The organism is Burkholderia cepacia GG4 (assembly GCF_000292915.1).
Lineage (GTDB): Bacteria > Pseudomonadota > Gammaproteobacteria > Burkholderiales > Burkholderiaceae > Burkholderia > Burkholderia cepacia_D.
Window position 1 is genome coordinate 1,056,730 of the sequence record NC_018514.1, and the last position, 25,953, is coordinate 1,082,682.

The window sequence follows — 25,953 nt, forward strand, 5'->3', positions numbered from 1 at the left end:
CGTCGCGCCGGGGCTGCGACTCACGCTCGCCGGCGCCGCGTTGCGCCGGCCTCCCGTTCCTTCCTTTTTCCAGTCACGGAGTCGCCATGAGCGAGGCTCACGTATCGGTCGATGTCGCGCAGCACGCGCGCTTCAGTTTCGAGGTCACGTTCGCCGGTACCGATCTGGCGCCGGTGCTGACCGACGAACCGCCGCCGCTCGGTGCCGGCCACGGCCCGAACCCGGTCCGGCTGCTGGCCGCCGCGGTCGCAAGCTGCCTCGCGGCGAGCCTGCTGTTCGCGCTCGAGAAACAGCGCGTCGATCCACAGCCGGTCACCGCGCATATCGACGTCGACATGGTGCAGAACGATGCGGGGAGGGTGCGGGTCGGCGCGATGGCCGTGACGCTGTCGGTCGGCAAGGCGTGGGCCGATCTCGCGGCGGCGACGCGCATGCTCCACGGGTTCGATGCGTATTGCGTGGTGACCGAGAGCATGCGCGAAGGCATTCCGATCGCGGTGGCGGTGCAGGACGTGAACGGTGCGGTGCTCGACCGCGAGATGACCGGTGTGTGAGCGCGTCAGGACTCGGTCGCGGCGGCGACTTCGGCCGCTTCGGCGAGCGCGTCGAGAAAACGCGTGCGCCACCAGTGCACGTCGGTCTTGCGCACGACCGCCATCAGCGCGTCATGGCGCTGGCGGCGTTCCTCCAGCGGCATCGTGAGGGCGCGCTGGATCGCCTGGGCAGTGCCCTGCGTGTCGTACGGATTCACCAGCAGCGCGGACTTCAGTTGCTCGGCCGCGCCCGCAAAGCGCGACAGCACGAGCACGCCCGGGTCGGTCTCGTCCTGCGCGGCGAGAAACTCCTTCGCCACCAGGTTCATCCCGTCGCGCAGCGGCGTGACGAGCGCGACGCGGCTCGCGCGATACAGGCCCGGCAAGCGCTTGCGCGCGACGGTGCGGTGAATGTAGCGCATCGGCATCCATTCGAGTTCGCCGTAGTCGCCGTTGATCGCGCCGCACAGGCTGTCCATCTCGCGCCGTAGATCGTCATACGCGCCGAGATCCTCGCGGCTCGGCGCGGCGATCTGGATCAGCGTCGCGCGGTCGCGGTTCTCCGGATACTGTTCGAGCAACTGACGGAACGCATGCACGCGCTGCGGCAGCCCCTTCGTGTAGTCGAGCCGGTCGACGCCGACGAGCAGCTGGCGGCGCGAATACTCGTCGCGCATGCGCTCGAACATTTCGATGCCGTCGCGATTCTCCGCGAGCGCCGCGAATTCGTCGACGTTGATGCCGATCGGGAATGCGCCGGCCGACAGCGTGCGGCCGAACGCGCGCAGGCGGCCGTCCGGCAGCCGTGCGGCGCCCGCTTCCGCCTCGACGTAGTGCTCGAAGTGAAGCAGGTCGGATTCGGTCTGGAAGCCGACCAGGTCGTACGCGAACAGCGAGCGCATCAGCCACTCGTGCTCCGGAATCGCGGCCATGATCGGCGGCGGCGGCATCGGAATGTGCAGGAAGAAGCCGATCGGATTCGTGCAGCCCATCGCACGCAACTCGGCGGCGAGCGGAATCAGCTGGTAGTCGTGTACCCAGATGGTGTCGTCCGGACGCAGCAGCGTATTCAGCTTGCGCGCGAACAGCTGGTTCACGCGTCGGTAGCCGTCCGCGAAGCGTCGGTCGAACTGCGCGAGATCGAGCCGGTAATGGAACACCGGCCACAGCACGTTGTTCGAGTAGCCGAGGTAGTACGCATCGTAATCCTGCGGATCGAGATCGATCGTCGCGAGATGAATGCCGCCGACGTTCTGGATCTGCACGTCGTCGCCGTGCGCGGGACGTTCGCCGTCGCCGCGCAGCCTGCCGCTCCAGCCGAACCAGACGCCGCCTGATTCCTGCAGGCTGTCTTTCACGGCCACGGCAAGCCCGCCGGCCGCGGCTTTACGGGGATCTGCAATGCGATTGGATACGACGACGAGTCGGCTCACCAGCTCTCCTGCGAATGGTTGGGGAAGGTTCGTGCGGCCAGGGCGTGAGGCGGACGCCGCCATCGGCGCGAGGCGCGATGGGGCCGCGATACGAGCGGACGGGAATCAGGGCACGCGATTCGCCGTTCGACCGTGGAGTGCTTTTTTAAGCATACTCGTCATTCGGCTGATTTAAAAGTGCATGACCGCGATCAACGGGCCTGCACGCGGCATGCAATGCACGTTGCGCCTGGCGTCGCGCGAGCGGGACCGGAATTTGCACACGTGAGCAAAGGCCGTGTGCGCAATGGTAAGTGGACGACGGGAGAAGGGGTGTTGCAGGCGGCGGCGATCGATCGTATTCGTGCGCATGTGTAGCGTCGATCGACAGTGCATCGCGCGACGCGAACGGGGCGTAGTCGATCGACACACGCTGTGCGCGGGCTGTTCGCGCGGGTGACGCGAGCACACGATGCGTGTTGCGTGCCGCTTCAGCTTCGCGCGCGCAGCAATCGCCGCACGAAGCATGCAGCGATGCGCAGCCGGGCCGACTGTCGCGCGGCCGCGCATCGGGTTCCGCGTTACGCGGTAGCGGCCTGCCAGTGAGACGTGCCCTCGGTCGCATGCGTGCGTCCCGGCGTCGACGCGTGCTGGCCGGCCGGCATCCGGAACGCGGACACCGTCTCCGACAGCTCGCGGCCTTGCGCCTCGAGCGATTTCGACGCGGCCGCGGCTTGTTCGACGAGCGCGGCGTTCTGCTGAGTCGTCTCGTCCATCTGCGTGATCGTCAGGTTCACCTGGTCGATGCCGCGGCTTTGTTCGGCCGATGCGGCCGCGATCTCGCCCATGATGTCCGTCACGCGCGCGACGGCCTGCGTCACGTCGGCCATCGTCTTGCCGGCTTCGCCCGCGAGTGCCGAGCCGTCCCGGATCGTCTGCACCGACGCGGAGATCAGTTCCTTGATTTCCTTCGCGGCGGTCGACGAACGCTGCGCGAGACTGCGCACCTCGCTCGCGACGACCGCGAAGCCGCGGCCCTGTTCGCCCGCGCGAGCGGCCTCGACGGCCGCGTTCAGCGCGAGGATGTTGGTCTGGAACGCGATGCCTTCGATGATCCCGGTGATGTCCGCGATCTTCGACGAGCTGTGGCCGATCTCGGTCATCGTATCGACGACGCGGCCGACCACCGAGCTGCCGCGTTGCGCGACGTCCGACGCATTCGCGGCGAGCGTGCTCGCCTGCTGCGCGTTTTCAGCATTCAGGCGTACTGTCGACGTGAATTCCTCCATCGTCGCGGCGGTTTCCTGCAGCGACGCCGCCTGCTCCTCGGTGCGCTGGCTCAGGTCGAGGTTGCCCGACGCGATTTCGCCTACCGCGTGCGCGATGCTGTTCGACGAATCGCGCACGCGGCCGACGATGTCGATCAGCCGCGTGTTCATCGTGCGCAGCGCGTCGAGCAGGTCGCGCGTTTCGTCGTTGCCGCTCACGCTGATGCGGCTGCCGAGATCGCCGTCGGCCACCGTGCGCGCGACGTCGACCGCCGCGACGATCGGCACCGTGATCTTGCGCGTCAGCCACAGGCCGCCACCCGCCGCGAGCACGATCGCGATCAGGCAGATCGCCAGCAGCAGGTTGCGCTCGGCCGCGTAGCGGTCGGCGAATGCCTGCGCGATCGCGACTTCGCGCTCGTGCGTATAGGTTGCGTACGCATTGGTTGCGCGCACCAGTTGCGCGAGCAACGGACGGCAGCGATTGTCGATGTCGGCGGTCGCCTCGTCCTTCTTGCCGGCCTGCGCGAGCCCGACGATGTTCAGCGCGACAGGCCCGTAGCTCGCTTCGACACGCACGATCTCGCCGACCAGTTCACGCGCGCGATCGGTCGTGTCGGTGGCATTCGCCATCATGTCCTTCAGTTTCGCGAGCCGGTCCTGCACGTCCTTGTGCGCCTGCTGCACGTCGGCCAGTTCGAGCTCGATGTCGGCAGGCGTGGTCACGAGCACCAGGTTGCGCGCGGCGATCGCGCGCCGGTCGACCGCCGTGCGGATTTGCGCGGACAGGTTCGCGCGCGCGTTGATGCCGTTCATGTACCGGGAAAACTCGTCATTCGTATCGGACAGCGCCTTCAGTGCCATGCCCGATACGATCACGACGACCGCTGCGAGCAAACCGAAGCCGCCAAGCAGTTTTGCCTTGATGGATATTCTGGCGATTTTCACGATGTGCCTCTGTGCGAGTGGTTGGCCAAGGGGTTTTATTGTTCGACCCGATACGGGCTCGTGCCGTCATTAACGGGCATCCCGAATATTTCTTTACCCTTCGAAAACCCTGATTTTGATTTTTTTCGCTGGAAGCCCGGTCGGGTGGGTACTTTTGACTTGGGAAAAAGGCCGTCGATCACCGATGATTCTCGCGTTCATACGCGAAATTGAAAATCGCTCTTTACCGGGGATTAATAAATTCGGGTCAGTTTCTAAAATCGTCTGATTATGATGTGTTTGATTTACGGGTGAATCGCGAATTTACGTCCGGACGGCCGGGTGCCGCGATTCGCCCGCGGAAAACGACCTCCCGATTCGGCCGATTTCGCCCGGCCGAATCGGCCCGCGGCCCTCGGCCGGCGCCGCGGGCCGTGCGACGGTCAGAACGTCGTGCGCAGGCCGGCCATCACGCTGCGGCCGCCTTCCGGCGCGAAGCCGCGCACGACCGAGGTCGCATAGCGGATCTCCTGGTTCGTCAGGTTGTCGCCGCGCAGGTACGCGAGCCAGTGCGTCGCGCCGACCCGAAACTTATACGTCAGCATCACGCCGAGCGACGTGTAGCCGTCCGTCGACACGTCGTTGTCCGGCACGCGGTGCTGCGACCACGCGTGCGTGACCTGCGCGCGTGCGCCGAACGGGCCGTAGCCGTAGTCGGCTGAGAGCGTCGTGCGCAGCGGGGCGATGCGCGGCAGCGGCTGGCCGGTGTCGACGTTGCGGGCATGCGTGTAGTCGGCGGTCAGTTCCAGGTCGACCGTGTGACCGCGCCGCGAGAACGCGCGCCACTTGCCGTCAAGCTCGACGCCGTAGAACTCCGCGCGCACGCCGCGATAGATCGCTTCGTTGAGCGCAGCGTCGGTGCCGGGCGCGACCGGCTCGCCGTCGTCGCCCACGACGCGGCCCGTGTTGTACTCGGTCAGGTAATTCGAGAAGCGGTTGTAGAACACGCCGACGCTGCCGCGGTTCGGGCCGCTCGCATAGCGCAGCGACAGGTCGGTCGACACGGCTTTTTCCTTCGACGCGTTCGGGTTGCCGATCAGGAACTGGCCGGTCGCGTCGTGCGGGCCGTTCGAGTACAGCTCGTAGAAGGTCGGCGCGCGTTCCGTGTACGCGACGTTCGCCGCGACCGACCACACGGGCGTCAGCGAGAACAGCGCGCCGGCCGATACGCTGCCGGCATTGAAGTCGCGCGGCTGCGCGCCTGCGAATTTCTCGACGCCGGCCGGATCGGGATCGACCTTCACGTGTTCGAAGCGCCCGCCCAGGCTCAGCTTCAGCGCGGTATTGACCTGCCATTCCTCGAGCCCGAACAGCGCGACGCTGTTCGTGCGCGTGGACGGCACGAGCATCTCGTCGCCGAGCGCAGAGAACGTGTTCTGGCCGAACTGCACGCCGATCGCGCCTTCGAACGGGCCGATCTTGCGATGCCGCGCCTCGATGCGCGCTTCGTAGCCGCGATTGCGGAACGTGGTCGCCGTCTCGCCGTTGTCGACTTCCTTGTGGCGATAGTCGGTGTACGCGAAATCGAATTTCAGCTTCGTGAATGGCCCGCTCAGGTTGCGCACCTCGGACGCGAGCGCGAGGCGTTCCTGGCGCATCCGCAGGCGGACGTCGTCTTCCGCGACGGAGCCGTAGTTCGATTCATAGCCGCTGTACGACAGGCCGGCGAAGCCGTCCGCCCACGTGTATGACGCGCCGAGCGCGCCGCCGTGTACGCGGCCGTCGCTGTTCGGCACGTTGCCGTACGGCTGCGGCGTGTCGGGGCCGTCGATCGCGCGTTGCGCGCTGCTGCGCGCATAGCCGGGAATCCGCAGCTTGCTCGCCTCGCGGTCGAACGCGTCGACGTGAAACGCGAAGCGGCCGTTGCCGCCTTCGACCTGTGCCGCGCCCGCGCGTACCGAGTTCGCGCCGCCGTAGCGCGCGTCGAGCGCGCCCGTCACGCCTTCGATCGCTTCGCGCGGAATCCGGTTGTCGATCGTGTTGACGACGCCGCCCACTGCATTGCCGCCGTACAGCAGCGCGGCCGGCCCGCGGACGATCTCGACGCGCTCGATCGACAGCGGATCCTGCGGCACCGCATGGTCGTACGACAGCGACGATGCGTCGTATGCGGCGACGCCGTTCTGCAGCAGCCGGATCCGGTCGCCGTCCATCCCGCGGATGATAGGGCGGCCGACCATCGGCCCGTAGGTGGTGGTCGACACGCCGGGCAGGCCGTTGAGCGTCTCGCCGAGCGAATCGGCCTGGCGGCGCGTCAGCGCGTCGCCGGACAGTTGCGCGGTCGGCGCGATCAGCGCGGTGTCGCCGAGCGGGTTCGCGGTCACGAAGATCGGCGCAAGCGGCACGGATGGCGCGGGATTCGACGCGGTGGGCGCATCGGCCTGCGCGTGCGCGACGGCGGCAAGCAGCATCAGCGAAACGGGTGAGAGCGGGCGAAGCGGTAGACGAGGGAGGTCGCGCATGGTCGGTGAATCGGTTGGAATCGATTGGAATGGAGTCGGAAAACGAGGCATGCGGATCGTCGATCGATACGATATATTGTTGCATTCGCGGCGCCCAATGACCCACTGGAACATGCCTCGGGCGTAGCCCGGTCACCGGGAGAAAACGGCACGCCGGCGGACGAGCACGCGAAATGATATGTTATATCATTTCGAATTCCAAGCTGTTCCGGAGCCTACCGTAAGGTTTCTGTCGGATTGGCGAAATAGCCGTCGAGGCGGACGGCGGGCGCAGGAAAGGGGCGAAGGAGCGGTAAAAAGTGACGTGCAGCGGGCCTTGGGCGAGGCGCCGCGCAGGACGGCATGCCGCCGCGACGGCCGACGTCGCGGCGGCGCCTGGCTTATGCGCGCATCACGGCGCGAAGAACACGTCGGTGCGGTTCGTCAGGTTGCCCGGGTTGGTCTGGACGAACAGCGGGTGGAACGACGACGACGGCTGCACGTCGAGCCCCTGGTAATCGCCGATGAAGAAGCCCTCGGCGTTGGGTGCGAGCTTCATGTCGAACGGGCCGCCGACCCGCCGTTCGTCGGCGAACGTGGCGCCGCCGTCGTGCGAGATCTTGCGCCAGAAGCCGGTGGGCAGCGTCGTCGTGTTGTTGGCCTGCAGGTCGCGGAAGTCGTAGTAGTTGACCATCACCGAACCGGCATTGTCGACGCGCACCGACGGATTGAACGCCGGGCGCCCGGTGGGCGTGTTCACCTGCAGCGGCACGCTCCAGCTCGCGCCGCCGTCCTTCGACGTCGACAACGCGATCTCGTCGTACTTGCCGCCGTTGAAGCGGCTGTCCTGCCACACGACGTAGAGCTGCCCCGACGCGGGATCGATCGCGGGCTCCGGGATGATGTCGCCGGTGCGCACCGGTTCACCGGTGTTCGGATCGGTCACGCCGACTGTCTGCAGCCCGGCGATCACTTGCGGCTTCGTCCAGGTCGCCCCGTCGTCGGTCGACTTGATGAACGCGACCTTGCCGGCCGCCTTGCTGAACGGCGGCTGGATCAGGTCGAAGAAGTTGTAGAGCGTGCTCGTCTTCGGATCGACGACGATCTGGTTGCCGATCGTCTGCTGACGCGACGGCACGTTGACGATGACCCTCGCGCGGCTCCACGTCTTGCCGCCGTCGATCGTCCTGGAGAAGAACGTCGGCCCGCGGAATGCCTGCGTGTGCAGGTTCGCGTACGGGTTGCCGTTCGGCAGCTCGAGGCGGTCCCACACCGCATAGGCGGTGCCGGCCTTCACCGGGTTCGCCGTGACTGACTCCTTGTCGTTGAAGAACTGCGTCGTCGGCTCGTCGTTCGCGATCAGCACGGCCGGGCTGCTCCAAGTCTGTCCGCCGTCGGTCGATATCGATGCGGCGACGGCGTTGCTGTTGTTCGACTGGTTGAACGAGATCGACACCGAATACGCGGTGCCGTCCGGCCCGAACGATACCCATGGATCGGATGCACGCTCGTATTTGAGCCCGCCCGGCGCGCATGCGCTGAACGGCTGCGGCGTGCGTGCCCAGGTTGCGCCGCCGTCGAACGTATAGCCGGCGACGAGCCCATGGGCGCCGCCGTTCGACCAGCGGTCCTGCTGCCACACGGCGATCATGTTCGTCGGATTCGCCGGGTTGACCGACAGCCATGGTTCGACCTCGGCGTTCACGTAGTTCGTACCGGGGCCGCCGATGGTGCACGCGGCGAACGGGCTCGGGCCGGACACGACCACGGGATCGGCATGGGCTGCCGCGGCGGCGGCCAGCGCCATCGCGGCGGACAGGCGGGTAACAAGCAAGTGGGACACGATCGTGCGTCGCATTGACTGCTCCTCGTTGACGTGCGGCGGTGATGGCATGGCGGCACGGCGACGCAACGCGCACCGGTACGCGGCGGCAACGGATGCCGTGCAGCGCGTCGGGGCGTGACGTTCAGGAGGCCGCTTCAGTCATCGCAATCCGCATGTGCTGGAGGCCGCCAGCACGTCGGTTAAGACTCCTCTTCGTTTTCATTGCTTGTCGGACGGGTTCGGCGATGCGGACCCGACGGGAAGGCCAGTCCATGTATATGACGAATGCGTCGAAGTGGATTGCAATGTAGGCGATTGGTATGCGGTGCGGCAGGCAATTTTTTGTAACAGTGCGTAGCCGGAAACCGTTGCCGAAGCGGTGCGCGCGGACCGCAAAATTTGCCGCTGCACAGGCGCGAAAAAGGAAGCGAAAACACGAATCGCAATCGGTTTCGATTGCGGCGGTCGCGTGGCGTCGCATCGTTTTCGCTGCAACGCTGCCTGTTGCGGTTGATGCGGTTGATGCGGTTGATGCGGTTGATGCGGTTGATGCGGTTGATGCGGCGCGTAGTCGGCGCCGTTCAGCGCTCCGCCGGAAAGCGGTCCTGCAACGCGTGCAGCCAGCGCGCGACGACGTCGAGCTCGGCGTCGGAAAACCCGTCGCACAGCTTGCAGTTCAACTCGCGCAGCAGCACGCGCGCGCGCTTGAGCGCGGCCTGACCTGCGTCGGTCAGGAACAGGCGCGTCGCGCGGCCGTCGTCCGAATCGGCGTGACGCGCGAGCAGGCCGGCCTTCGCCATCCGGTCGGCGAGCCCCGTCATCGCGGACGGCGCGAGTTGCAGTGCCGCGCCGACTTCACCGATCAGTGCGCCGTCCTGCTTCGCGAGGCAGAACAGCACGCCGGCCTGCGCGGCGCTTGCGCGCGCATCGGTCTCGGCCTGGCGGTCGACCCAGCGCTGCACGCGCCGCTGGCCGATGTTCAACAGGAAAAACAGTCGTCGGTCTTCGCTCAAGCTTGGTTCCCGGCAGCAATGGAAAGGGATGGGCGACCCGCATCGCGCGGCGCGTCGAGCGCCTGCGCGAGCCAGTCGGCGACGGCGGGCCACAGCACCGTGCCGGGCCGGCTGCGGAAGAAGCCCATGTGCCCGACCGGCCCGCTGCCCGCCGCGTGCGGATCGATCTGGCGGCGTTCGACGGCCGCCCGGGTCAGGTAGCTTACCAGCAGGTCGATCGCGGGCGGGTTCGCCCACGGATCGTCGTCGAAACCGAGCGCGAGGATCGGCAACTGCTGCTTCCCGAAACGCTCGGCGGCGCCGAGCGTCGGATCGTCGAAGAAGTAGCGCGGCAGCGTGGTCCAGCGGCTCCATTCGCTGAACACCCCGGCGGGAAGGTCCTCGCCAAGCCCGAGCCGCTTGCCGGGCACGTAGCCGAGCAGCGCGGACGCGAGCGGGCCGAGCACGCGCAGGATCAGCCGCACCTTCAGCCGCTCCGCCGCGCGGGAGATCAGCCGCGTGCTGCCCGCATGCGCGGCGACGAGCACGGCCGCGCGCAAATGCGCGGTGCCCGCGGACAGCCCGATCGCGTGCCCGCCGACGCTATGTCCGACCGCCAGCAGCGGCAGCCCGTCGCAGGCCTGCCGCGCCCACGCGATTGCGGCGCCGACGTCGAGTTCGACCCAGTCGCGCATGCGCGCCTGCAACGCGCTCAACCTCGCGGGCCGCGACGCGCCGATGCCGCGATAGTTGTAGGTCAGCGCCGCGAAGCCGCGCTCGGTCAGGAAGCGTGCGAAGCCCGCATACAGCCGCTCCGGCACCGCCGTGGCCGGATGAATCAGCACCAGCGCACGCGGCGTCGCCTCCGGCGACCACAGCGTGCCGCGCAGCGGGTAGCCGTCGGCGGCGGAAAACTCGATCGGTTCTGACGTCATGGCGGTCCTCGTTCCGGTTAGTTATTTCGTATGCGAAATATAGTCCGGAATGTATTTCGCGCACGAAATATGTATCGAGGAATCATTCGAACGACAGGCGGCGAAGTCTGGCGGAGGGGATCGTTTCGGGGTGGCCATTCCATAAAATATTTGCATCTTTGCATAGCAGAATATTGCGTTTGTCTCATGAAGCGGATCGACGTATCTTCACCGGTTCCATCCCGTCCGCCCTCCGTCGAGCACGGCGGACAACCGGGCGCCGCCGTCGCGCGGCCGCCCGCCAACCTCCGGGGAGATCACGTTGTTAAACCGAATCGTCACGGCGCTGCTGCTCGCGCTCGCCGCGCAACCGGGCATCGCTAAAGACACCGTCACGCTGCGCGTCGGTGAACAGAACTACTTCAACATCCAGGCGTCGATGGAGGCGTCCGGCGTGCTGAAGGACCTGCCTTACACGATCGAGTGGAAGCACTTCCAGGCCGCTGCACCCGTCGCCGAAAGCCTGAACGGCAACGCGATCGACCTCGGCTTCCTCGGCGATTCCGCGCTGCTCACGCTGGCCGCGCGCGGCGCGCCGGTCAAGGTCGTCGCGGTGTCGCGGCAGAGCCTCGACGGCGTCGCGATCCTCGTGCCGAAGAACTCGACGGTGCGCACCGTCGCCGACCTGCAGGGCAAGACCATTGCCGTGTGGCGCGGCGCGTGGAGCCAGCAGCTCGTGCTGCGCGCGCTCGAGCATGCCGGCCTGCGCGCGGATTCGGTCAAGTACGCCTACCTGATGCCGATCGATGCGACCAACGCGCTCGCGAACGGCTCGGTCGATGCCGTGTCGTTGTGGGAGCCGTTCGTCAGCACGCTCGCGCTGCGGCAGGGCGCGCGGCCCGTGACGACTGCGCAGGGGCTGATGCCCGCGTTGAGCTTCGTCGCGGCGAACGAACAGGCGGCTACGGCCAGGCGCGCGGAGATCACCGATTTCCTGAAGCGCGTGGTGGCCGCGCGCCAATGGGTCGACAGCCATCCACGCGAGTACGCGGACCTGTGGGCCAAGCGCGCGAAGCTCGAGCCGGATGTCGCGTACCGCTGGCTCAACAACGCGCACCAGCGCGTGGGCCCGGTCGACGACACGGCAGCGAAGGACGCGCAGAACACCGCCGATTTCCTGCACAAGGCCGGCGTGATTCCGGCCGCGTACGACACGGCGAAGCTGCTCGACCGCTCGTATGCGGGCGCGTTTGCGGCGCCCGCGCAAAAGACGGCCGCCGCGCAGTGAGCGCGCGGCGGCGCCCGCCAGTTCCGATCCACAACCACAAGGACAGCCCGACATGCCTGTCGCCATCATCGGCATGATCACCGCGACACCCGGCGCGGAGGTCGACGTCCCGGGCGGCGCCGCCGTCCAGCCCGACTACGTGCGGCGCTTCGCGCAAGCGCACGAAGCCGCGGGATTCGACCAGATCCTGGTCGGCCATTTCAGCAACGCGGCGGACGGTTTTATCGTCGCGTCGTTCGCGGCCGCCGCGACCGAACGCATTCGCCTCCTGCTCGCGCATCGGCCGGGCGTGATCGTGCCGTCGGCCGCCGCGCGGCAGATCGCGACGCTCGATGTATTCAGCGGCGGCAGGCTCGCGCTGAACGTCGTGTCGGGCGGCGACGATACCGACCTGCAGCGCGATGGCGACTTTGTGCCGCACGACGCGCGCTATCGTCGCACTGGCGAGTATCTCGACGTGCTCAAACGCATCTGGCTGGCCGACGCGCCGGTCGATCACGACGGCGCGTTCTACCGGCTGCGCGGTGCGTCGCCGCTCGTGAAAGGCGCGCAGCGGCCGCACGTGCCGATTTATTTCGGCGGCTCGTCGCCGGCGGCACTCGCCGTCGCCGGGCAGCACGCGGACGTCTACATGACCTGGGGCGAGCCGCTCGCCTCGGTGCGCGAGCAGATTGCACGCGTGCGCGCTGCCGCCGCGCCGTTCGGACGCGCACCGCGCATCAGCGTGTCGTTCCGGCCGATCGTCGCGGACAACGAAGCCGCCGCGTGGGAGAAGGCCGAGGCGATCCGCGAGCGCGTGCGAGCCGCGCGGCGCGCGAACGGCCAGCCGATCGACGGCCATGCGCCGCAGAATGCGGGTTCGCGGCGGCTGCTGGCCGCGGCCGCGCAGGGCGACGTGCTCGACGAGCGGCTGTGGATGGGCGTCGCGAACCTGACCGGCGCGCGCTGGAATTCGACCGCGCTCGTCGGCACGCCCGAACAGGTCGCACGCGCGCTCGGTGAGTACTACCGGCTCGGCGTATCGATGTTCCTGATTCGCGGCTTCGATCCGCTCGACGATGCGCTGGATTACGGGCGCAAGCTGATTCCGGCGATCCACGCGCATGTCGCGGAACTCGACCGGTATCGCGCGGCGGTGACGGCGTAGGCGACGTCGGTCGATCGTTCGGTTCGCCCCGGCATTGCTCTCGTGGCATGCCGGGGCGATGTCGTTTCGTGCAGGGACGCAGCGCTGCGTCCATGCCTCAAGTCAGAACGACGGCAACCCGGGCGGATTGGTCTCCGCGTGCGCGACCGCCTCGCTCTGCAACCCCCAGCGCGCAAGCGCCTGCCCGTAGCGGCCGTTGCCGATCAGCGTGTTGGTCGCGAGCGTCAGCGCCGGCGCGAGCCCGCTGCCGCGACGCGTCGCGATCGCGACATCCGCATTCGCCGGCCAGCCCGCGTTGACGACACCGACCCGGCGGATCTTGCCGTCGCGCGCGGCGGCGTAAGCCAGCGACGCGTTCGGGTTCAGCTCGGCATCGGCGCGGCCCGACAGCAGCGCGACGCGCGCCGCCGCATCGTCGTCGAAATAGAGCAGCTCGGTCGCCTTCAGCCCCTGCGCGACATTGCGCCGGCTCCATTCGAGCAGGATGCGTTCCTGGCTCGTGCCGGCGCCCGTGATGATGCGCAGGCCCGCGGTGTCCTGCGGTTCGGCGATCTTCACGATCGGGCTCGCGGTGCGCACGTAGAAGCCGTGCAGCCCGAGCCGGTAGGTCGTGAAATCGTACTTCTCCTTGCGCTTCTCGGTCACGCCGACGTTCGAGATCACCGCGTCGTACTTGCCGGACGTGAGGCCGAGCGGCCAGTCGGCCCACGCGATCGGCACCAGCGCGAGCGTGCGGCCGAGCGCGTCGGCGACGAGTTGCGCATAGTCGGGATCGGCGCCGACCACGGTGCGCGCATCGGTCGCGTAGGTCGACACGGGCGGCGCATGCGGCGAGATCGCGACCGTGAACGCGCCGTCGCGCACCCAGCGGTAGCCGCTTGCTGCGCGAATCGCCGCATCGTCGTGCGATGCGCGGATCCGGCCGGCCTGGCGCGGGTCGAGGTCCGCCGTCGCGGCGGCGGCATCGGCTGCGTGCCAGCGCAGGCCGGATGCGGCCGCCAGCGCGGCCGTCATGAACTGGCGTCGATCGATCATCGTGGGTTACCTTGCAGACGGGCAGCGGTGCGTATCACAGCACCCGCGACAGGAACGCGCGCGTGCGCGGGTGGGCCGGCGCGTCGAGCACGACGGCGGGCGGCCCCGACTCGACGACGCGGCCGCGCTCCATGAACAGCACGTGGTCCGCGACTTCGCGCGCGAAGCCGATCTCGTGCGTGACGATCACGAGCGTGGTGCCCGAGCGCGCGAGTTCCTTGATCACGTCGAGCACCTCGTTGACCAGTTCGGGATCGAGCGCCGACGTCGGTTCGTCGAACAGCAGCACCTTCGGGCGCAACGCAAGGGCCCGCGCGATCGCGACGCGCTGCTGCTGGCCGCCGGAGAGCTGGCGCGGGTACGCGTCGGCCTTGTCGGCGAGGCCGACGCGCGCGAGCAGCGCGCGCGCGCTGCGCTCGGCGGCAGAGCGCGTGACGCCCGCGACGGCGACCGGCGCCTCGATCAGGTTCTCGAGCACCGTCAGGTGCGGAAACAGGTTGAAGTTCTGGAACACCATGCCGACCGCCGTGCGCCGCTTCAGCACGTCGCGCTCCTTCAGCTCGTGGAGCACGTCGCCGTCGCGCCGATAGCCGATCAGCTCGCCGTCGATGTCGATGAAGCCGTCGTCGACGCGTTCGAGGTGATTGATCGTGCGCAGCAGCGTCGACTTGCCGGAGCCGGACGGCCCGACGATCACCGTCACGCTGCCGCGCGGCGCGACGAATGACACGTTGTCGAGCACGCGCTGCATGCCGAACTGCTTCGACACGTTATGCACGGCCACTTCGCCGCCGGCGCGCGGCATCGGCGCAATAGAGGTTTCGTCGTGGGCCGTGGCGGCCGCCGCGTGGCGCGCCGTCGCACGCCGCCACAGCGCACCGACGCGCGCAAGCACGAACGTCAGCGCGGACGGCGGCGGGTTGCGCAGCGCCCCGCGCGCATAGTGGCGCTCGACCTGCACCTGGATCGCGGACAGCACGGTCAGGATGATCAGGTACCAGACGGTCGCAACCATCAACAGCGGAATCACTTCGAGATTGCGGCGATAGATCACCTGCACCGTGTAGAACAGCTCCGGCATCGCGAGCACGTACACCATCGACGTGCCTTTCGCGAGCGTGATCAGGTCGTTGAACGCGGTCGGCAGGATCGCGCGCATCGCTTGCGGCAGCACGATCCGAGCGGTCTGCCGGCCGCGCGGCAGGCCGAGCGCGGCCGCTGCTTCGAGCTGGCCCTGGTCGACCGCGAGAATGCCGCCGCGGATCACTTCTGCGGAAAATGCCGCGTGGTTCAGCGTGAGGCCGAGCACGGCCGCGAGGAACGGGCTGATCAGTTCGGTGGTCGGCGTGTCGAACCACACGATGTCGGTGAACGGCACGCCGAGCTGCACGTGTTCGTACAGGTAGCCGAGGTTGTTGAGGATCAGCAGCAGCACGATCAGCGGAATCGACCGGAACAGCCACACGAAGGTCCACGCGCTCGCGGCGAGCACGCGCGAGCGCGACAGCCGGGCCAGCGCGACGAACGCGCCGAGCGCGAAGCCGAACACCGCTCCGAGCAGCGTCAGCACCAGCGTGCGCGCGAGCCCGGACAGCACCGGCGGCGACAGGAACCATTCGGCGAACACCGGCCAGCCCCATTGCGGATTACCGAGGATCGAATGCAGCGCGAGCGCGATCAGCACGAGCGCGAGCACGGTGCCGGCCGTGCGCGAGCGGTGGCGGGCCGGCACGATCCGCAGGCGCGTGCCGGCGTCGCGGATGCCGGGGGAAGAGAGCGGCGGCAGCGCGCCGCCGAGATGGGTCGTGTCGCTCATGTCGGTGAAAGTCCTCGATCGAGTCGGTCGGAAGCGCCGCGCGCGGCGGCGCGGCGGCGTTACGCGTGCGCTTCGGCCGCGTCGTCCTGTTGTTGAAGCGCGTCGGGCGCCGCATGGCGGCTGGCCTTGCGCGGCAGACCGAGGTGGTCGCGCAGCGTGCTGCCCGGCAGGTCGCGGCTGTAGCGGCCGCGCGCCTCGAGCACCGGAATCACGAGTTCGACGAAGTCGTCGACGCCTTGTGCCTGCACCGCGAAGCCGAGGATGAAGCCGTCGCCAGCCCCGGCGTCGTGCCAGCGGATCAGTTCGTCGGCGACGTGCTCGGCCGTGCCGATGAAGTTCGGACGCGGCGTCGCCACGGCGAGCGCCGTCTCGCGCAGCGTCAGGTGCTGGCGTTGCGCGTCGGCCTTGATCCGGTCGGTGGTCGAGCGGAAGCTGTTGCGGCCGATGTCGCCGAGCTCGGGGAACGGCGCGTCGAGCGCGTATTGCGTGAAATCGTGGTGATCGAAATAGCGGCCGAGATACGCGAGCGCCTCGTCGATCGTCAGCAGGTCGCGAATCGCCTGGTATTTGTCTTCCGCCTCGGCGGCCGTGCGGCCGACGATCGGCCCGATGCCGGGGAAGATCTTCACGTCGCCGGGCTGGCGCCCGTGCTCGACCGCGCTTTGCTTCACGCGCCGCGTGAACGCGGCCGTTTCGTCGAGTGACGGCGAGTGCGTGAACACCGCGTCCGCATACTTGCCCGCGAGCCCGATGCCCGTGTCGGACGAGCCGGCCTGGAAGATCACCGGCTGTCCTTGCGGCGAGCGCTGGATGTTCAGTGGGCCGGCAACCTGGAAGAAGCGGCCGTGGTGGTCGAGCGTATGGAGCTTGTCGTGATCGAAGAAGCGGCCGGTCGCGCGATCGCGCACGAACGCGTCGTCGTCCCAGCTGTCCCACAGCCCCTGCACGACTTCCAGGTATTCATCCGCGATCTCGTAGCGCAGCGCGTGCTCGGGATGCGCCTTGCCGAAATTCTTCGCGGTGCCTTCGAGCGGCGTCGTCACGACGTTCCAGCCCGCGCGCCCGGCGCTGATCGCGTCGAGCGACGCGAGCTGGCGCGCGACCGTGAACGGCTCGCTGTACGACGTCGAGATCGTGCCCGCGAGGCCGATTTTCTTCGTCGCGACCGCGAGCGCCGACAGCACGGTCAGCGGCTCGAAGCGATTCAGGAAGTGCGGGATCGACTTCTCGTTGATATAGAGGCCGTCCGCGACGAACGCGAACGCGATGCCGGCGGCTTCCGCCTTGCGCGCGATGCCGATCGCGAAGTCGAGGTTGATGCTCGCGTCCGGCGGGTTGCTCGGGTGCCGCCAGGCGTTCATGTGGCTGCCTGCGCCTTGCAGCATCAGGCCGAAGGGAATCGATCGTCGGGTCGTCATGGGAGCGTTACGCGTTCTGGTCGGGGGAAAGGGCGCGTTCGGCCGCGCGGGCCGCCTGCACGGGGGTGATCGACAGTGCGCCGCCGAGCCATTCGGCCGACGCGAGCCGCGCCGCGTAGTCGGTCACCGGCGAGTCGATCACGAACGCGTCGATGTCGAGCCGCCGGCTCAGCGCGTCGAGTGCGCGGTGCACGCGGTCGGGCGTATCGGCCAGCACGGTCGGGCGCAGCTCGTCGATCCGGTAGTCGGACGCGCCGCTTTGCCGCGCAAATTCGGCGGCGGCCTGCGCGCTGGCGAGGTTGAAGCTCTGGCCGCCGGCGAACTGCAGCTTGAAGATCTTCAGCGGCCCGATCAGTCGTTCGGCCTCGTCGCGGGTCGGCGCGGCGATCGCGTACAGCGCGACGAGCGGACGTGTGCCGCCTGCGTCGCGGTACGCGGCCAGCGAGCGCTCGAGGTTCGCGTCGTCGCCGTTGAAATGCCCCGCGTAGCAGAAGCGCCAGCCGTTGCGCGCGGCGAGCGCGCCGCTGTCGGGCGAGCCGCCGAGCATGATCCGTTCGGGCGCGTGCGGCGGCACCGGCATCGCGACCGCGCCGGCGAGCGGATGATCTTCGGCGACGCCCCAGCCGAGGAAGGCGTCGAGCTCCGCGAGCTGGCCTGCGAAGTCGGGCTTTTTCGCCTTGTCGTGAAACCATTGCAGCGCGCGGGTAGTCAGCGGCAGCCCGCCGGGCGCCTTGCCGATGCCGAGATCGACCCGGCCCGGCCCGAGCGCGGCGAGCAGCTTGAACGACTCGGCGACCTTGAACGGGCTGTAGTGCTGCAGCATCACGCCGCCCGAACCAACGCGGATGCGCGACGTGTGCGCGAGCAGGTGCGCGACGACGATTTCGGGCGCGGAGCTCGCGAAGCTCGGCGCGCCGTGATGCTCGGCGACCCAGAAGCGCTCGTAGCCGAGCTGTTCGGCGCGCTGCGCGAGGGTCGTCGTGAAGCGCAGCGCGTCGACGGCGTTCGTGCCGTCGGCGATCGGGCTCTTGTCCAGCAATGAAAGCGAATAAGACATGGTGTTCGGCGCTCCTGCGCAACGCGTGAAGGGGCGGCGCTCAGCTCTTCGGCAAGCCGGGCGGATTGGTGCGCGACTGGTCGAGCGCTTCGGACGCGAGGCTCCAGCGATCGAGGATCTGCTGGTAGCGTCCGTTCCGGATCAACCCGTTCAGCGCGACTGTCAGCGGATCGGCGAGCCCGCTGCCGCGGCGCGTCGCGATCGCGATGTCGGCCGTGCGCGGCCAGCCGCCGCTGATCGCGCCGACGAGCCGCGTCTTGCCTTGCTGCGCGCTCTGGTACGCGAGCACCGAGTTCACGCTGAACACGGCATCCGCGCGGCCCGACTGCACCGCGACGATCCGCATCGCCTGGTCGTCGTAGTACTGCACCTGCACGGGCTTGAGGCCGTGCGCGACGTTCTCGCGGTCCCACGCGAGCAGGATTTTTTCCTGGTTGGTGCCGGCGTCGGTCACGATGCGCAGCCCCGCGACGTCCTTCGGCTCGCGGATCGACTGGATCTTGCTGTCGTTGCGGACGTAGAAGCCGACCTGGTCCTTGCGGTAGGTCGAGAAATCGAACTTCTGCTTGCGCTCCTCGGTGACGGTGACGTTCGAGATCACCGCGTCGACTTTCCCCGATTCGAGCGCGAGCGGCCAGTCGGCCCACGCGAGCGGGACGATCTTCAGTTTGCGGCCGAGGCTGTCGGACACGAGCTGGCCGACGTCCGCGTCGAAGCCGATCACCGTGCGCGCGTCGGTCGCATACGAGCTGATCGGCGGCAGGCTCGGCGCGATGCCGATCGTCAGCGTGCCGGCTTCGGCGAACTTGAACGATGCGGGCACCGCGCGTTCGACGGCCGCATCGGTCGTGCCGCGCGGGCGGCTGCGCTGCTCGGGGCTCAGGTCGAAGGTCGCGGCGGCCGCGGCGAGTGCGGTCACGCCGATCAGCGCGGCGGCCAGCGTGCGGATCGCACGCGGTGTGAAGGGTACGGCTCGTTGCATGGATGCGTCCTGTTGTTGTCGTGTTGTCGTGTTGTCGTGAACGGATTCGGATCAGGCGGCGGGTTCAGCGCGGCAGCACCGCTTCGGGCAGCGGCGCCCACAGATCGGCGAGCGTCGACGTGCGAGACGGTTCGACGAGATCCTTGCCGAAGCGCAGGTGGAAATACGCTTCCGGATCGATCGACGAATCGAACAGCCGCGTATAGCCGGTGCGGTCGTACAGCGCCCACGCTTCGGGCTGGCGAAAGCCGGTGGTCAGGTACACGCGTCGATAGCCCTGCTGCGCGGCGCGCAGTTCGAGTGCGTCGACGATGACGCGCGCGAGTCCCTGGCGGCGCAGGTCGGTGCGGGTCCAGATGCGTTTGAGTTCGGCGGTCTGCGCGTCGTAGCGCTTGAACGCGCCGCCGCCGATCGTCTCGCCGTCGCGCAGCAGCAGCACGAACGCGCCTTCGGGCGGCGCGAACAGCTCGGCCGGATAGCGCGTGAGTTCGTCGCGCGCGGATGCGCGACTGTCGGGGCGGTACGCGTCGTAGCGCGTCGCGTATTCGTCGATCAGCGCGTCGATCAGCGGCTGGGCGCGGACGTCGAGCGGCGTCGTGTCGATGATGCGGTCGTTCGTGGCCATGGGCATCGCGAAGGGCGCGCGATGCGGACGTTCCTGGCGGGGCTCGGGCACGGGGCCAGTCCGGTCTGTTCCGTTATCGCGACGCAGTTGTCGTGATGGCGGCGGTCGCTGTGCATCTTGCGATGCATCCGGCGTGCCGCCGCCGTTTTCAACACGTTAGCCGCACGGCCGACGAAGGCGAACGAAGCAATTTCGATAAGGATTTCGCGGGGGAGGTCAGAAGGGTTGCAGGGGGAGTGGGGTGGGGGGAGTGAAGCGATCGGGGGCTATCAGCCTTGGCAGCAATCGGCCAAGACGCGACACTCAACCGGACTGTCAAATGGATGTTCGTGCGACTGCTTCTATCCCGCCAAGGGCCGTTCGCCAGTGAATAATGCGTCAAGTTCGTTGGTTGTCGCAGTTCTTCGATACCGCACAGCAGCATCGCGGTCGAACGACTGTTTTCGGAGGATGACGCGATTTCTACACGTCCTGCCGAGACCACTGCCACCGGACCTATGTAGAATCGAGCCAATTATAAGAGGCGGTTACTCGGGGACTGATCAACATGCCACGACATCGTATTACGAGCATTCGTTTCTCTCGCTACAAGGCGTTTAACAACTTTTCAGTAGCGATCGAAGACTTCAATGTCCTTGTCGGACCGAACAACGCCGGCAAATCGACGATAATTGGCTCCCTTCGCATCTTGTCGGAGGGCCTTCGCCGGGCTAGGGCAAAGGCGCCAGTGCCGGTTGACGTTCCGGGATATGTTGGGTGGGCCTATCCGATTAGCATCGAAGGTCTACCTATTGCGGCAGAGAACATTTTCTACGAGTACGACGATAGCCGCCCCGCCAGAGTCGAGTTCCGTCTGTCAAATGCGAATCGGCTCATCCTGCACTTCCCGTCACAAGGGGCATGTATTCTGATTGCTGAGACGACGAAGCAGCCAGTCCGACAACCTCGCAACTTTAAGGAAGCATTCGATGTTGAGATAGGCTTCGTTCCGGTACTCGGTCCTGTCGATCAGCACGAAAAACTTTTCAAAAAGGAAGCAGCGCGCTTAGCGCTTCTAACCGCCACAGCGTCACGCAATTTCCGAAACGTTTGGTTTCACTACCCAGAAGGATTTGACGAGTTTAGAGATACCGTACAAAAAACGTGGCCCGGGATGGATATCCAGGCACCAGAATTCAATGGCGAGCATCTAGTGATGTTTTGCCCGGAAGGAAGAACACCGCGAGAACTATGTTGGACGGGCTATGGCTTTCAGGTTTGGTGTCAAATGCTGACCCAGATTCTGAAGGCAAAGTACGCATCGTTGCTGGTGATTGACGAGCCTGACATTTATCTTCATTCTGATCTGCAACGACAGCTCATCTCTCTCCTTCGAGATCTCGGCCCGGACATTCTCATCGCAACGCATTCAACAGAAATGATTGCTGAATGCGAACCGACAAGCCTACTTGCAATTAGCAAAGAGCGTCAGAGCGCGAAGCGCGTTGCAGACATCGGGCAGCTCAAATATCTGTTCGGTGCGTTGGGATCCAACTTGAATCCCACATTGACACAATTGGCTAAGACAAAGCGCGTCTTGTTTGTAGAAGGGCACGACACACAGATTTTGTGCGTGTTTGCCCGAGTACTCGGTTTCCACAGGGTGGCAAATCGTTCAGATTTCGCTGTGATGATGATGGAGGGATTTAACCCAGCGAGAGCGATCGACTTGGCTGAGGGCATAGATGCAGCCGTTGGCAGTCGAGTATTGAGATCGGTGGTTCTAGACCGTGATTACAGAACGCAGGAAGAAATTGACGCTGTTCTTAAACGCCTGGAAAAGAATGGGTTCGCTTCCCATGTGCATGCTCGAAAGGAAATCGAAAACTACTTGCTTAATTCTGCGGCGATCGGACGTGCTGTTGGTGCAAGACTGAAGGAACAAGCGCAGCGTACAGGAAAGCCGGAGTTGGATGTTCCGGATATCGACGCAATCTTGGCTCTCGCACTTGATGAAACACGTCAAAAACTGTTTGGTCAGTTGCAGGCGCGTGCCGTCGATTACGCCCGAGACATTAAATCGGGCGTGGACAACGCAACCGTCATGGGGCAGGTACTCGCAGAGCTAGAGAAGAAGTGGGCCACGCTCGAGGGCCGCTGTGCGCTGGCGCCGGGTAAGGAGGTATTTGCCCGGCTAAACACTGAACTGCAGAGGACTGTGAAGATCTCAGTGTCAGCCTTGCAAGTTGCTGCGGCATTTAGAGCTGGAGAGGTTCCTGCTGATCTAAGAGCGCTGATCGAATCGATCGCGTGGTTTAGCGAGCAGGCGGCGCCAGACTGATTCGTGGAGGTCATGAGTCGGGTGCAAAGTTGCTTTGGTCGGTCGAGTTTACTAGCGCCCCCGGCTCCGGCGCGATCTTCGCCTTCCGACGGTGGATTCAGCCATTCGCGGCCGCGCTTGCGCTGCCATTTGAGCGATCGCTCCGCACAGAAAAGCCGACGTTCGTGACGGGATCGAAGCTACCAGATCGTCTGGCGCGTCAGATGTCATCAATTGTGGATCGACGGTCTCGCTTACAGTGTTACACCCACGACCTTGATAGATCCTGCAATAATCCAATGCCACAGCATAGGTTGCGCTCTAAGTAGCGGATGCAACATGGGCGGTGGGGTTCGCCAATTGAGAAGAGCAAAATACGATGCCGAACAAGATCACCATACGGAATTTGAAACACATCCGGGAGTTGACCTTCGATGTACCTGGACCGGGAGTGCACCTTCTGGCGGGTGCGAACGGGGCTGGAAAAACCTCAGTTCTTGCATGTTTACGGCGCATTGGGCAGGGAAACGCGTTTGCGCATCACTTTCGAGCCTCGCAATTTTCAACCTCCCTTGATAATTTTGACGGAGCGGAAATCATCTATTTGGTCAACGGACGTCAGGTAACCTATGCATATGGGGGGGAGCGATGGGTTCCTCGACCTCGCTCGAATAACCGCCTGCTTTCAGAGTTCGGCTATCCTTCGGTTTTTTATATTGGGGCGACTGCTGATCGCATTACACCTCGCCCTGAAGATTTTAACGTTAGACGCGTAGCACAGGCGCCTCATGAATTGCGAGAAGCCGCCAATCGGATTTTAGGGACGACCAAGTTTGATGCCCTTAAGACGATAAACCTTACGCGCGGAGGAGGAAATTCGGCCTTTGTACTTCAATCAAAGCCAGCCCCGGGCGCAAAATACGTATCGGAGAAAAATCTTAGCTTAGGAGAATTGTGTATTTTAAAGTTGATCCGGGAACTGATGCATTGCCCGAACAATTCTCTCGTTCTTATTGACGAACTTGAACTCGCGCTGCACCCACGGGCACAGATTGAATTGCTGAACTATTTAGAATCAATGGCGGGTCAGAAGCGACTTACGGTGATATTTTCAACTCATTCCGTCACCCTTTTGAAGCGTGTTCAGCAACACCAGATTATTTTTCTAGAGGCAAATGATGGGGCTGTGACAACCGTGAAGGGGTGTTACCCGACATATGCTCTTGGGAATATCGCTTATGATGAAGAGCGTGCTCCAGATCACGTGATTTATGTAGAGGACGAGTCAGCATTGTACGCTACAGAGATACTGGTTCGCCATTGCATAAGTGCCAGATTCCGGGACCACGCTTCGCTATTTCCAACGGTTCATGTTGTGCCAATTGGCCCCTTCATAAGTGTTGTACGTTTTCTTGCTCGGAGTCGGGCACTTCTACCGCCACGTACTACTTCGGTTGCCTTGCTTGATAACGACGTCAAGACGGAAAACGTCGCTTCGTGGCGCAGAGAAAATAAACATGCGCTGCTGGCTGAGTTTCAACAGCACGAGAACTCAATTCAGTACCTTCCGTGGACATCGGAAGTCGGGGTCGTGCAATTTTTGCGGGACGGTGCTGCGAACGCTCAGCGGCGCATTCGCGATCACTTCAACAACCATCACCTTCAAGTTCGGCAGCAGGACATAGGTGAGATCCCGGCTGAAGCAGGCGGCGACCAGCGGAGGGCGTGTAAGGCGGCCACGCAAAGAGTGATAGACCATATTGCAGATGCACTTCCTAACGAGAGCGAATCTCACGTGCATAAGGTTCTTTTTCAGATATTTGCTACTTGGTATTTTGAAACAAATCAGGCTGCTGTGATGGGGCTTATTGGGCCAATGCTTACACGCGTTCAGCAGAATTGAATCATGAAAAAATTACTCAGTGGGTGGAGATTTGTTGTGATTCCGATAACGAAGGACTGTCCGTTGTGAGTCTTGAGATCGGTCGCTCGCCGTTTATAACGGCGAGCGACCGCGAAGGGTCGGCTACGGCCGACCGCGTCGGGCGGCAGGCGGCCATGAGGGGGCGTTCGCGCATTTTGTTTCCCTGACGTTCAAGCGTCGGCTGTACCCGGATAGTGTTGAAAAACTCACTTCTGCCCGCGGGCGCACCGCGCCGAGAAAAATCAGCCTCTCAGATCGCTCTACAAGCCGCCCGTGAGCATCGGCTAGGGGTAAGACGACTCCCGAAAACTTGCCCGGGCACCTGACGGAAGAGTTTTTCAACACTATACCCGGCAATCGGCCATTCGCTCCTGGAAGCTGAACGCTGCTTTTTCGGTCCCTGTATCCATAGGCAGCGAACGGCGCGTACCACGGGTACAGGCACCAACTCCGGAGTTGTCGGCGATCGTTCGGTTGATATGTGGGCAATGTGGCTAGAGCACGACGCAGTTCGGGCGGGAGTGCTACTTCGAATCCGATCCTTCCGGCACCGGCAAACAAGCAACATTCGGCAGTAGGGCGACTCCGAACATCCCGCGTCGGTTCCGCCTTTGGAGGCAGACCTTCAAGGTCATCGGGGCTGAGTCGCTTGAGAACCAGGTGACGTTACCGCGGTGTGTTGGCATACTGGCGGGCGACTGATCGCCTCGGCAAAATCTATATGAAAAAAGAAGACAACGTTGGTGCCACCTCAAAGGCGCTGGATCCCTTTTTTGAGACGATTTACGATGGGGAATGGAATGCCTGTGTAGGTATCCAAGGTGACGCTGAAAATTATGTTGACGGCTATCTTGAGGCAGCGCTTGAACTCGCAAGCGCCGTTATTGACAAGCGCTTGATTGGCAGCCGCGATACGTTGGCTATGCCCATACTTTATAACTGCCGGCACGGTCTTGAACTGTCGCTGAAATATGCAATTGACCGCCTGCACAAGTCAGGGATGCTTACCCAAGGCTTTCCAGTTAATCACGACATTGATGGTCATTGGCAACATCTGCAATCCGCAGGGGTCGGCCCCAATGCCGCCCTCGGAGACGCATCGTTGAGAAAAACCGTTTCCGACCTTGAGCCATTTGTTAGAAGCTTGGCGGCCGTAGACGATGACGGTCAAGAGCTTCGCTACGCGCTTAATAGGGATGGTCAAATTAGCTTGTCCGATGTTGCTGTTATTAATCTCCAACATGTGCGCAACAGTATCGGGAACCTCAGCGAGATCCTTCAATGCCTTAAACACCGTGTTCAAGACATTGTAGAGGAGCGGCTGACGGGGACGCATACTTCGCATTGTTCACGCAAAGATCTCGAAGCTATCGCGATTTTCATGGGAGATCAATCAGCGTGGAATGATGAGAGCTTCCTCGAGAAGAAAGTTCAGGTCATGAAGCAATACGGTCTAAGCGGCCGTAAGTTTTCCGATGCCATAGATTCGATCCGGCAATCGCGGCCCCTCGCGGCCTTGATCGGAAAGGAAACAGGCCTTAAGTATATCAGTGATGAGAAAGCAATCGAGGCCATGCGGCTTTGGGTGGCTAGCAAGCCGGAAACCGACGGAGGCGATGGCCTCGGATTGGATTACTTTGATCGCGATTTCGAGAAATACAAAGAACAGGGGTTACGCCGCAAACGGCTTTTTGAATCGATCTCCGCACTGCTAACAGTACAAGAATTCGCGGAAATACAGACGCTCTACTATTTGGGAAGGGATCAAGTGTTAGGCGAACACCACGAAGGGCTCCTGGCCAACACCACCTCGACGTTGGGCGAGACCCTTACGTGGGAAGCCGTGGACCATCTGCTATCAAGGATCTCCATTCTTGACATGGTCGCAGATGGATTGGTGAAGGCCGGGCGTCCATCCCTTGCGCGGAAGTTGCGAGAACTGCGTCCGTCAGAGACAGCATAGCCGCGGTTGCTTCGCCAAGGCGACGAG

18 protein-coding genes are annotated in these 25,953 nt (G+C 64.6%); 6 read left to right on the plus strand and 12 right to left on the minus strand.

Going from position 1 to position 25,953, the window contains the following annotated elements; all coding sequences use genetic code 11:
* Positions 1-86 precede the first annotated feature (86 nt).
* Positions 87-554, plus strand: coding sequence for an OsmC family protein (locus GEM_RS20595; RefSeq protein WP_014899314.1), 468 nt, complete (start codon positions 87-89; stop codon positions 552-554).
* A gap of 5 nt (positions 555-559) precedes the next feature.
* Here GEM_RS20595 and otsA read toward each other — a convergent pair whose 3' ends face one another.
* The 6 genes from otsA to GEM_RS20625 all read right to left on the minus strand — a co-directional run bounded on the left by otsA (position 560) and on the right by GEM_RS20625 (position 10,393).
* Positions 560-1,966, minus strand: coding sequence for an alpha,alpha-trehalose-phosphate synthase (UDP-forming) (otsA, locus tag GEM_RS20600; protein ID WP_014899315.1), 1,407 nt, complete (start codon positions 1,964-1,966; stop codon positions 560-562).
* A 560-nt stretch (positions 1,967-2,526) separates the two neighbouring features.
* Positions 2,527-4,161, minus strand: coding sequence for a methyl-accepting chemotaxis protein (locus GEM_RS20605; RefSeq protein ID WP_014899316.1), 1,635 nt, complete (start codon positions 4,159-4,161; stop codon positions 2,527-2,529).
* 422 nt (positions 4,162-4,583) lie between these two features.
* A complete protein-coding gene (locus GEM_RS20610; RefSeq protein ID WP_041490771.1) occupies positions 4,584-6,611 on the minus strand; it encodes a TonB-dependent receptor in 2,028 nt (675 codons plus the stop codon).
* A gap of 442 nt (positions 6,612-7,053) precedes the next feature.
* Positions 7,054-8,499 carry a sialidase family protein gene (locus GEM_RS20615; RefSeq protein WP_014899318.1) on the minus strand — a complete coding sequence of 482 codons (1,446 nt, stop codon included), beginning with the start codon at positions 8,497-8,499 and terminating at the stop codon, positions 7,054-7,056.
* Positions 8,500-9,047: 548 nt separating this feature from the next.
* Positions 9,048-9,479 carry a MarR family winged helix-turn-helix transcriptional regulator gene (locus GEM_RS20620; protein WP_014899319.1) on the minus strand — a complete coding sequence of 144 codons (432 nt, stop codon included), beginning with the start codon at positions 9,477-9,479 and terminating at the stop codon, positions 9,048-9,050.
* Complete coding sequence (locus GEM_RS20625; RefSeq protein WP_014899320.1) at positions 9,476-10,393, minus strand: serine aminopeptidase domain-containing protein; 918 nt, start codon at positions 10,391-10,393, stop codon at positions 9,476-9,478. Before GEM_RS20625 ends, GEM_RS20620 begins: the two co-directional genes overlap by 4 nt.
* A 301-nt stretch (positions 10,394-10,694) precedes the next feature.
* On the opposite strand from GEM_RS20625, the gene GEM_RS20630 reads away from it, so the two are divergent.
* Together GEM_RS20630 and GEM_RS20635 are read left to right on the plus strand one after the other, a co-directional pair.
* Entirely contained in the window at positions 10,695-11,660 is a 966-nt protein-coding gene (locus tag GEM_RS20630) for an ABC transporter substrate-binding protein (RefSeq protein WP_014899321.1), read from the plus strand.
* A 52-nt stretch (positions 11,661-11,712) separates the two neighbouring features.
* Positions 11,713-12,807: an LLM class flavin-dependent oxidoreductase gene (locus GEM_RS20635; protein ID WP_014899322.1), complete on the plus strand. Its 1,095-nt coding sequence runs from the start codon at positions 11,713-11,715 to the stop codon at positions 12,805-12,807.
* Positions 12,808-12,909: 102 nt separating this feature from the next.
* Here the strand turns inward: GEM_RS20635 and GEM_RS20640 are convergent, their stop codons facing one another.
* From GEM_RS20640 to GEM_RS20670, 6 genes are all read right to left on the minus strand, one after another.
* On the minus strand, positions 12,910-13,842 hold the full coding sequence (locus GEM_RS20640) for an ABC transporter substrate-binding protein (protein ID WP_014899323.1): 933 nt from the start codon (positions 13,840-13,842) through the stop codon (positions 12,910-12,912).
* Positions 13,843-13,876: 34 nt separating this feature from the next.
* On the minus strand, positions 13,877-15,658 hold the full coding sequence (locus GEM_RS30335) for an amino acid ABC transporter permease/ATP-binding protein (protein ID WP_014899324.1): 1,782 nt from the start codon (positions 15,656-15,658) through the stop codon (positions 13,877-13,879).
* A gap of 59 nt (positions 15,659-15,717) precedes the next feature.
* A complete protein-coding gene (locus tag GEM_RS20655; protein ID WP_014899325.1) occupies positions 15,718-17,076 on the minus strand; it encodes an LLM class flavin-dependent oxidoreductase in 1,359 nt (452 codons plus the stop codon).
* 7 nt (positions 17,077-17,083) lie between these two features.
* Positions 17,084-18,133: an LLM class flavin-dependent oxidoreductase gene (locus GEM_RS20660; RefSeq protein ID WP_014899326.1), complete on the minus strand. Its 1,050-nt coding sequence runs from the start codon at positions 18,131-18,133 to the stop codon at positions 17,084-17,086.
* 40 nt (positions 18,134-18,173) lie between these two features.
* The gene (locus GEM_RS20665; RefSeq protein WP_014899327.1) at positions 18,174-19,115 is read right to left on the minus strand and encodes an ABC transporter substrate-binding protein; all 942 of its coding nucleotides are present in this window, start codon (positions 19,113-19,115) and stop codon (positions 18,174-18,176) included.
* Positions 19,116-19,179: 64 nt separating this feature from the next.
* On the minus strand, positions 19,180-19,740 hold the full coding sequence (locus GEM_RS20670; protein ID WP_041490772.1) for a GNAT family N-acetyltransferase: 561 nt from the start codon (positions 19,738-19,740) through the stop codon (positions 19,180-19,182).
* Between the two features lie 547 nt (positions 19,741-20,287).
* Between GEM_RS20670 and GEM_RS20675 the strand changes: the two genes are divergently transcribed.
* From GEM_RS20675 to GEM_RS31455, 3 genes are all read left to right on the plus strand, one after another.
* Positions 20,288-22,060 (plus strand): ATP-dependent nuclease, encoded by a 1,773-nt coding sequence (locus GEM_RS20675; protein WP_014899329.1) that lies wholly within the window; start codon positions 20,288-20,290, stop codon positions 22,058-22,060.
* 358 nt (positions 22,061-22,418) lie between these two features.
* Positions 22,419-23,942 carry an AAA family ATPase gene (locus GEM_RS30340; RefSeq protein ID WP_014899330.1) on the plus strand — a complete coding sequence of 508 codons (1,524 nt, stop codon included), beginning with the start codon at positions 22,419-22,421 and terminating at the stop codon, positions 23,940-23,942.
* A 742-nt stretch (positions 23,943-24,684) separates the two neighbouring features.
* Positions 24,685-25,926 (plus strand): hypothetical protein, encoded by a 1,242-nt coding sequence (locus GEM_RS31455; protein ID WP_148283876.1) that lies wholly within the window; start codon positions 24,685-24,687, stop codon positions 25,924-25,926.
* Positions 25,927-25,953 lie beyond the last annotated feature (27 nt).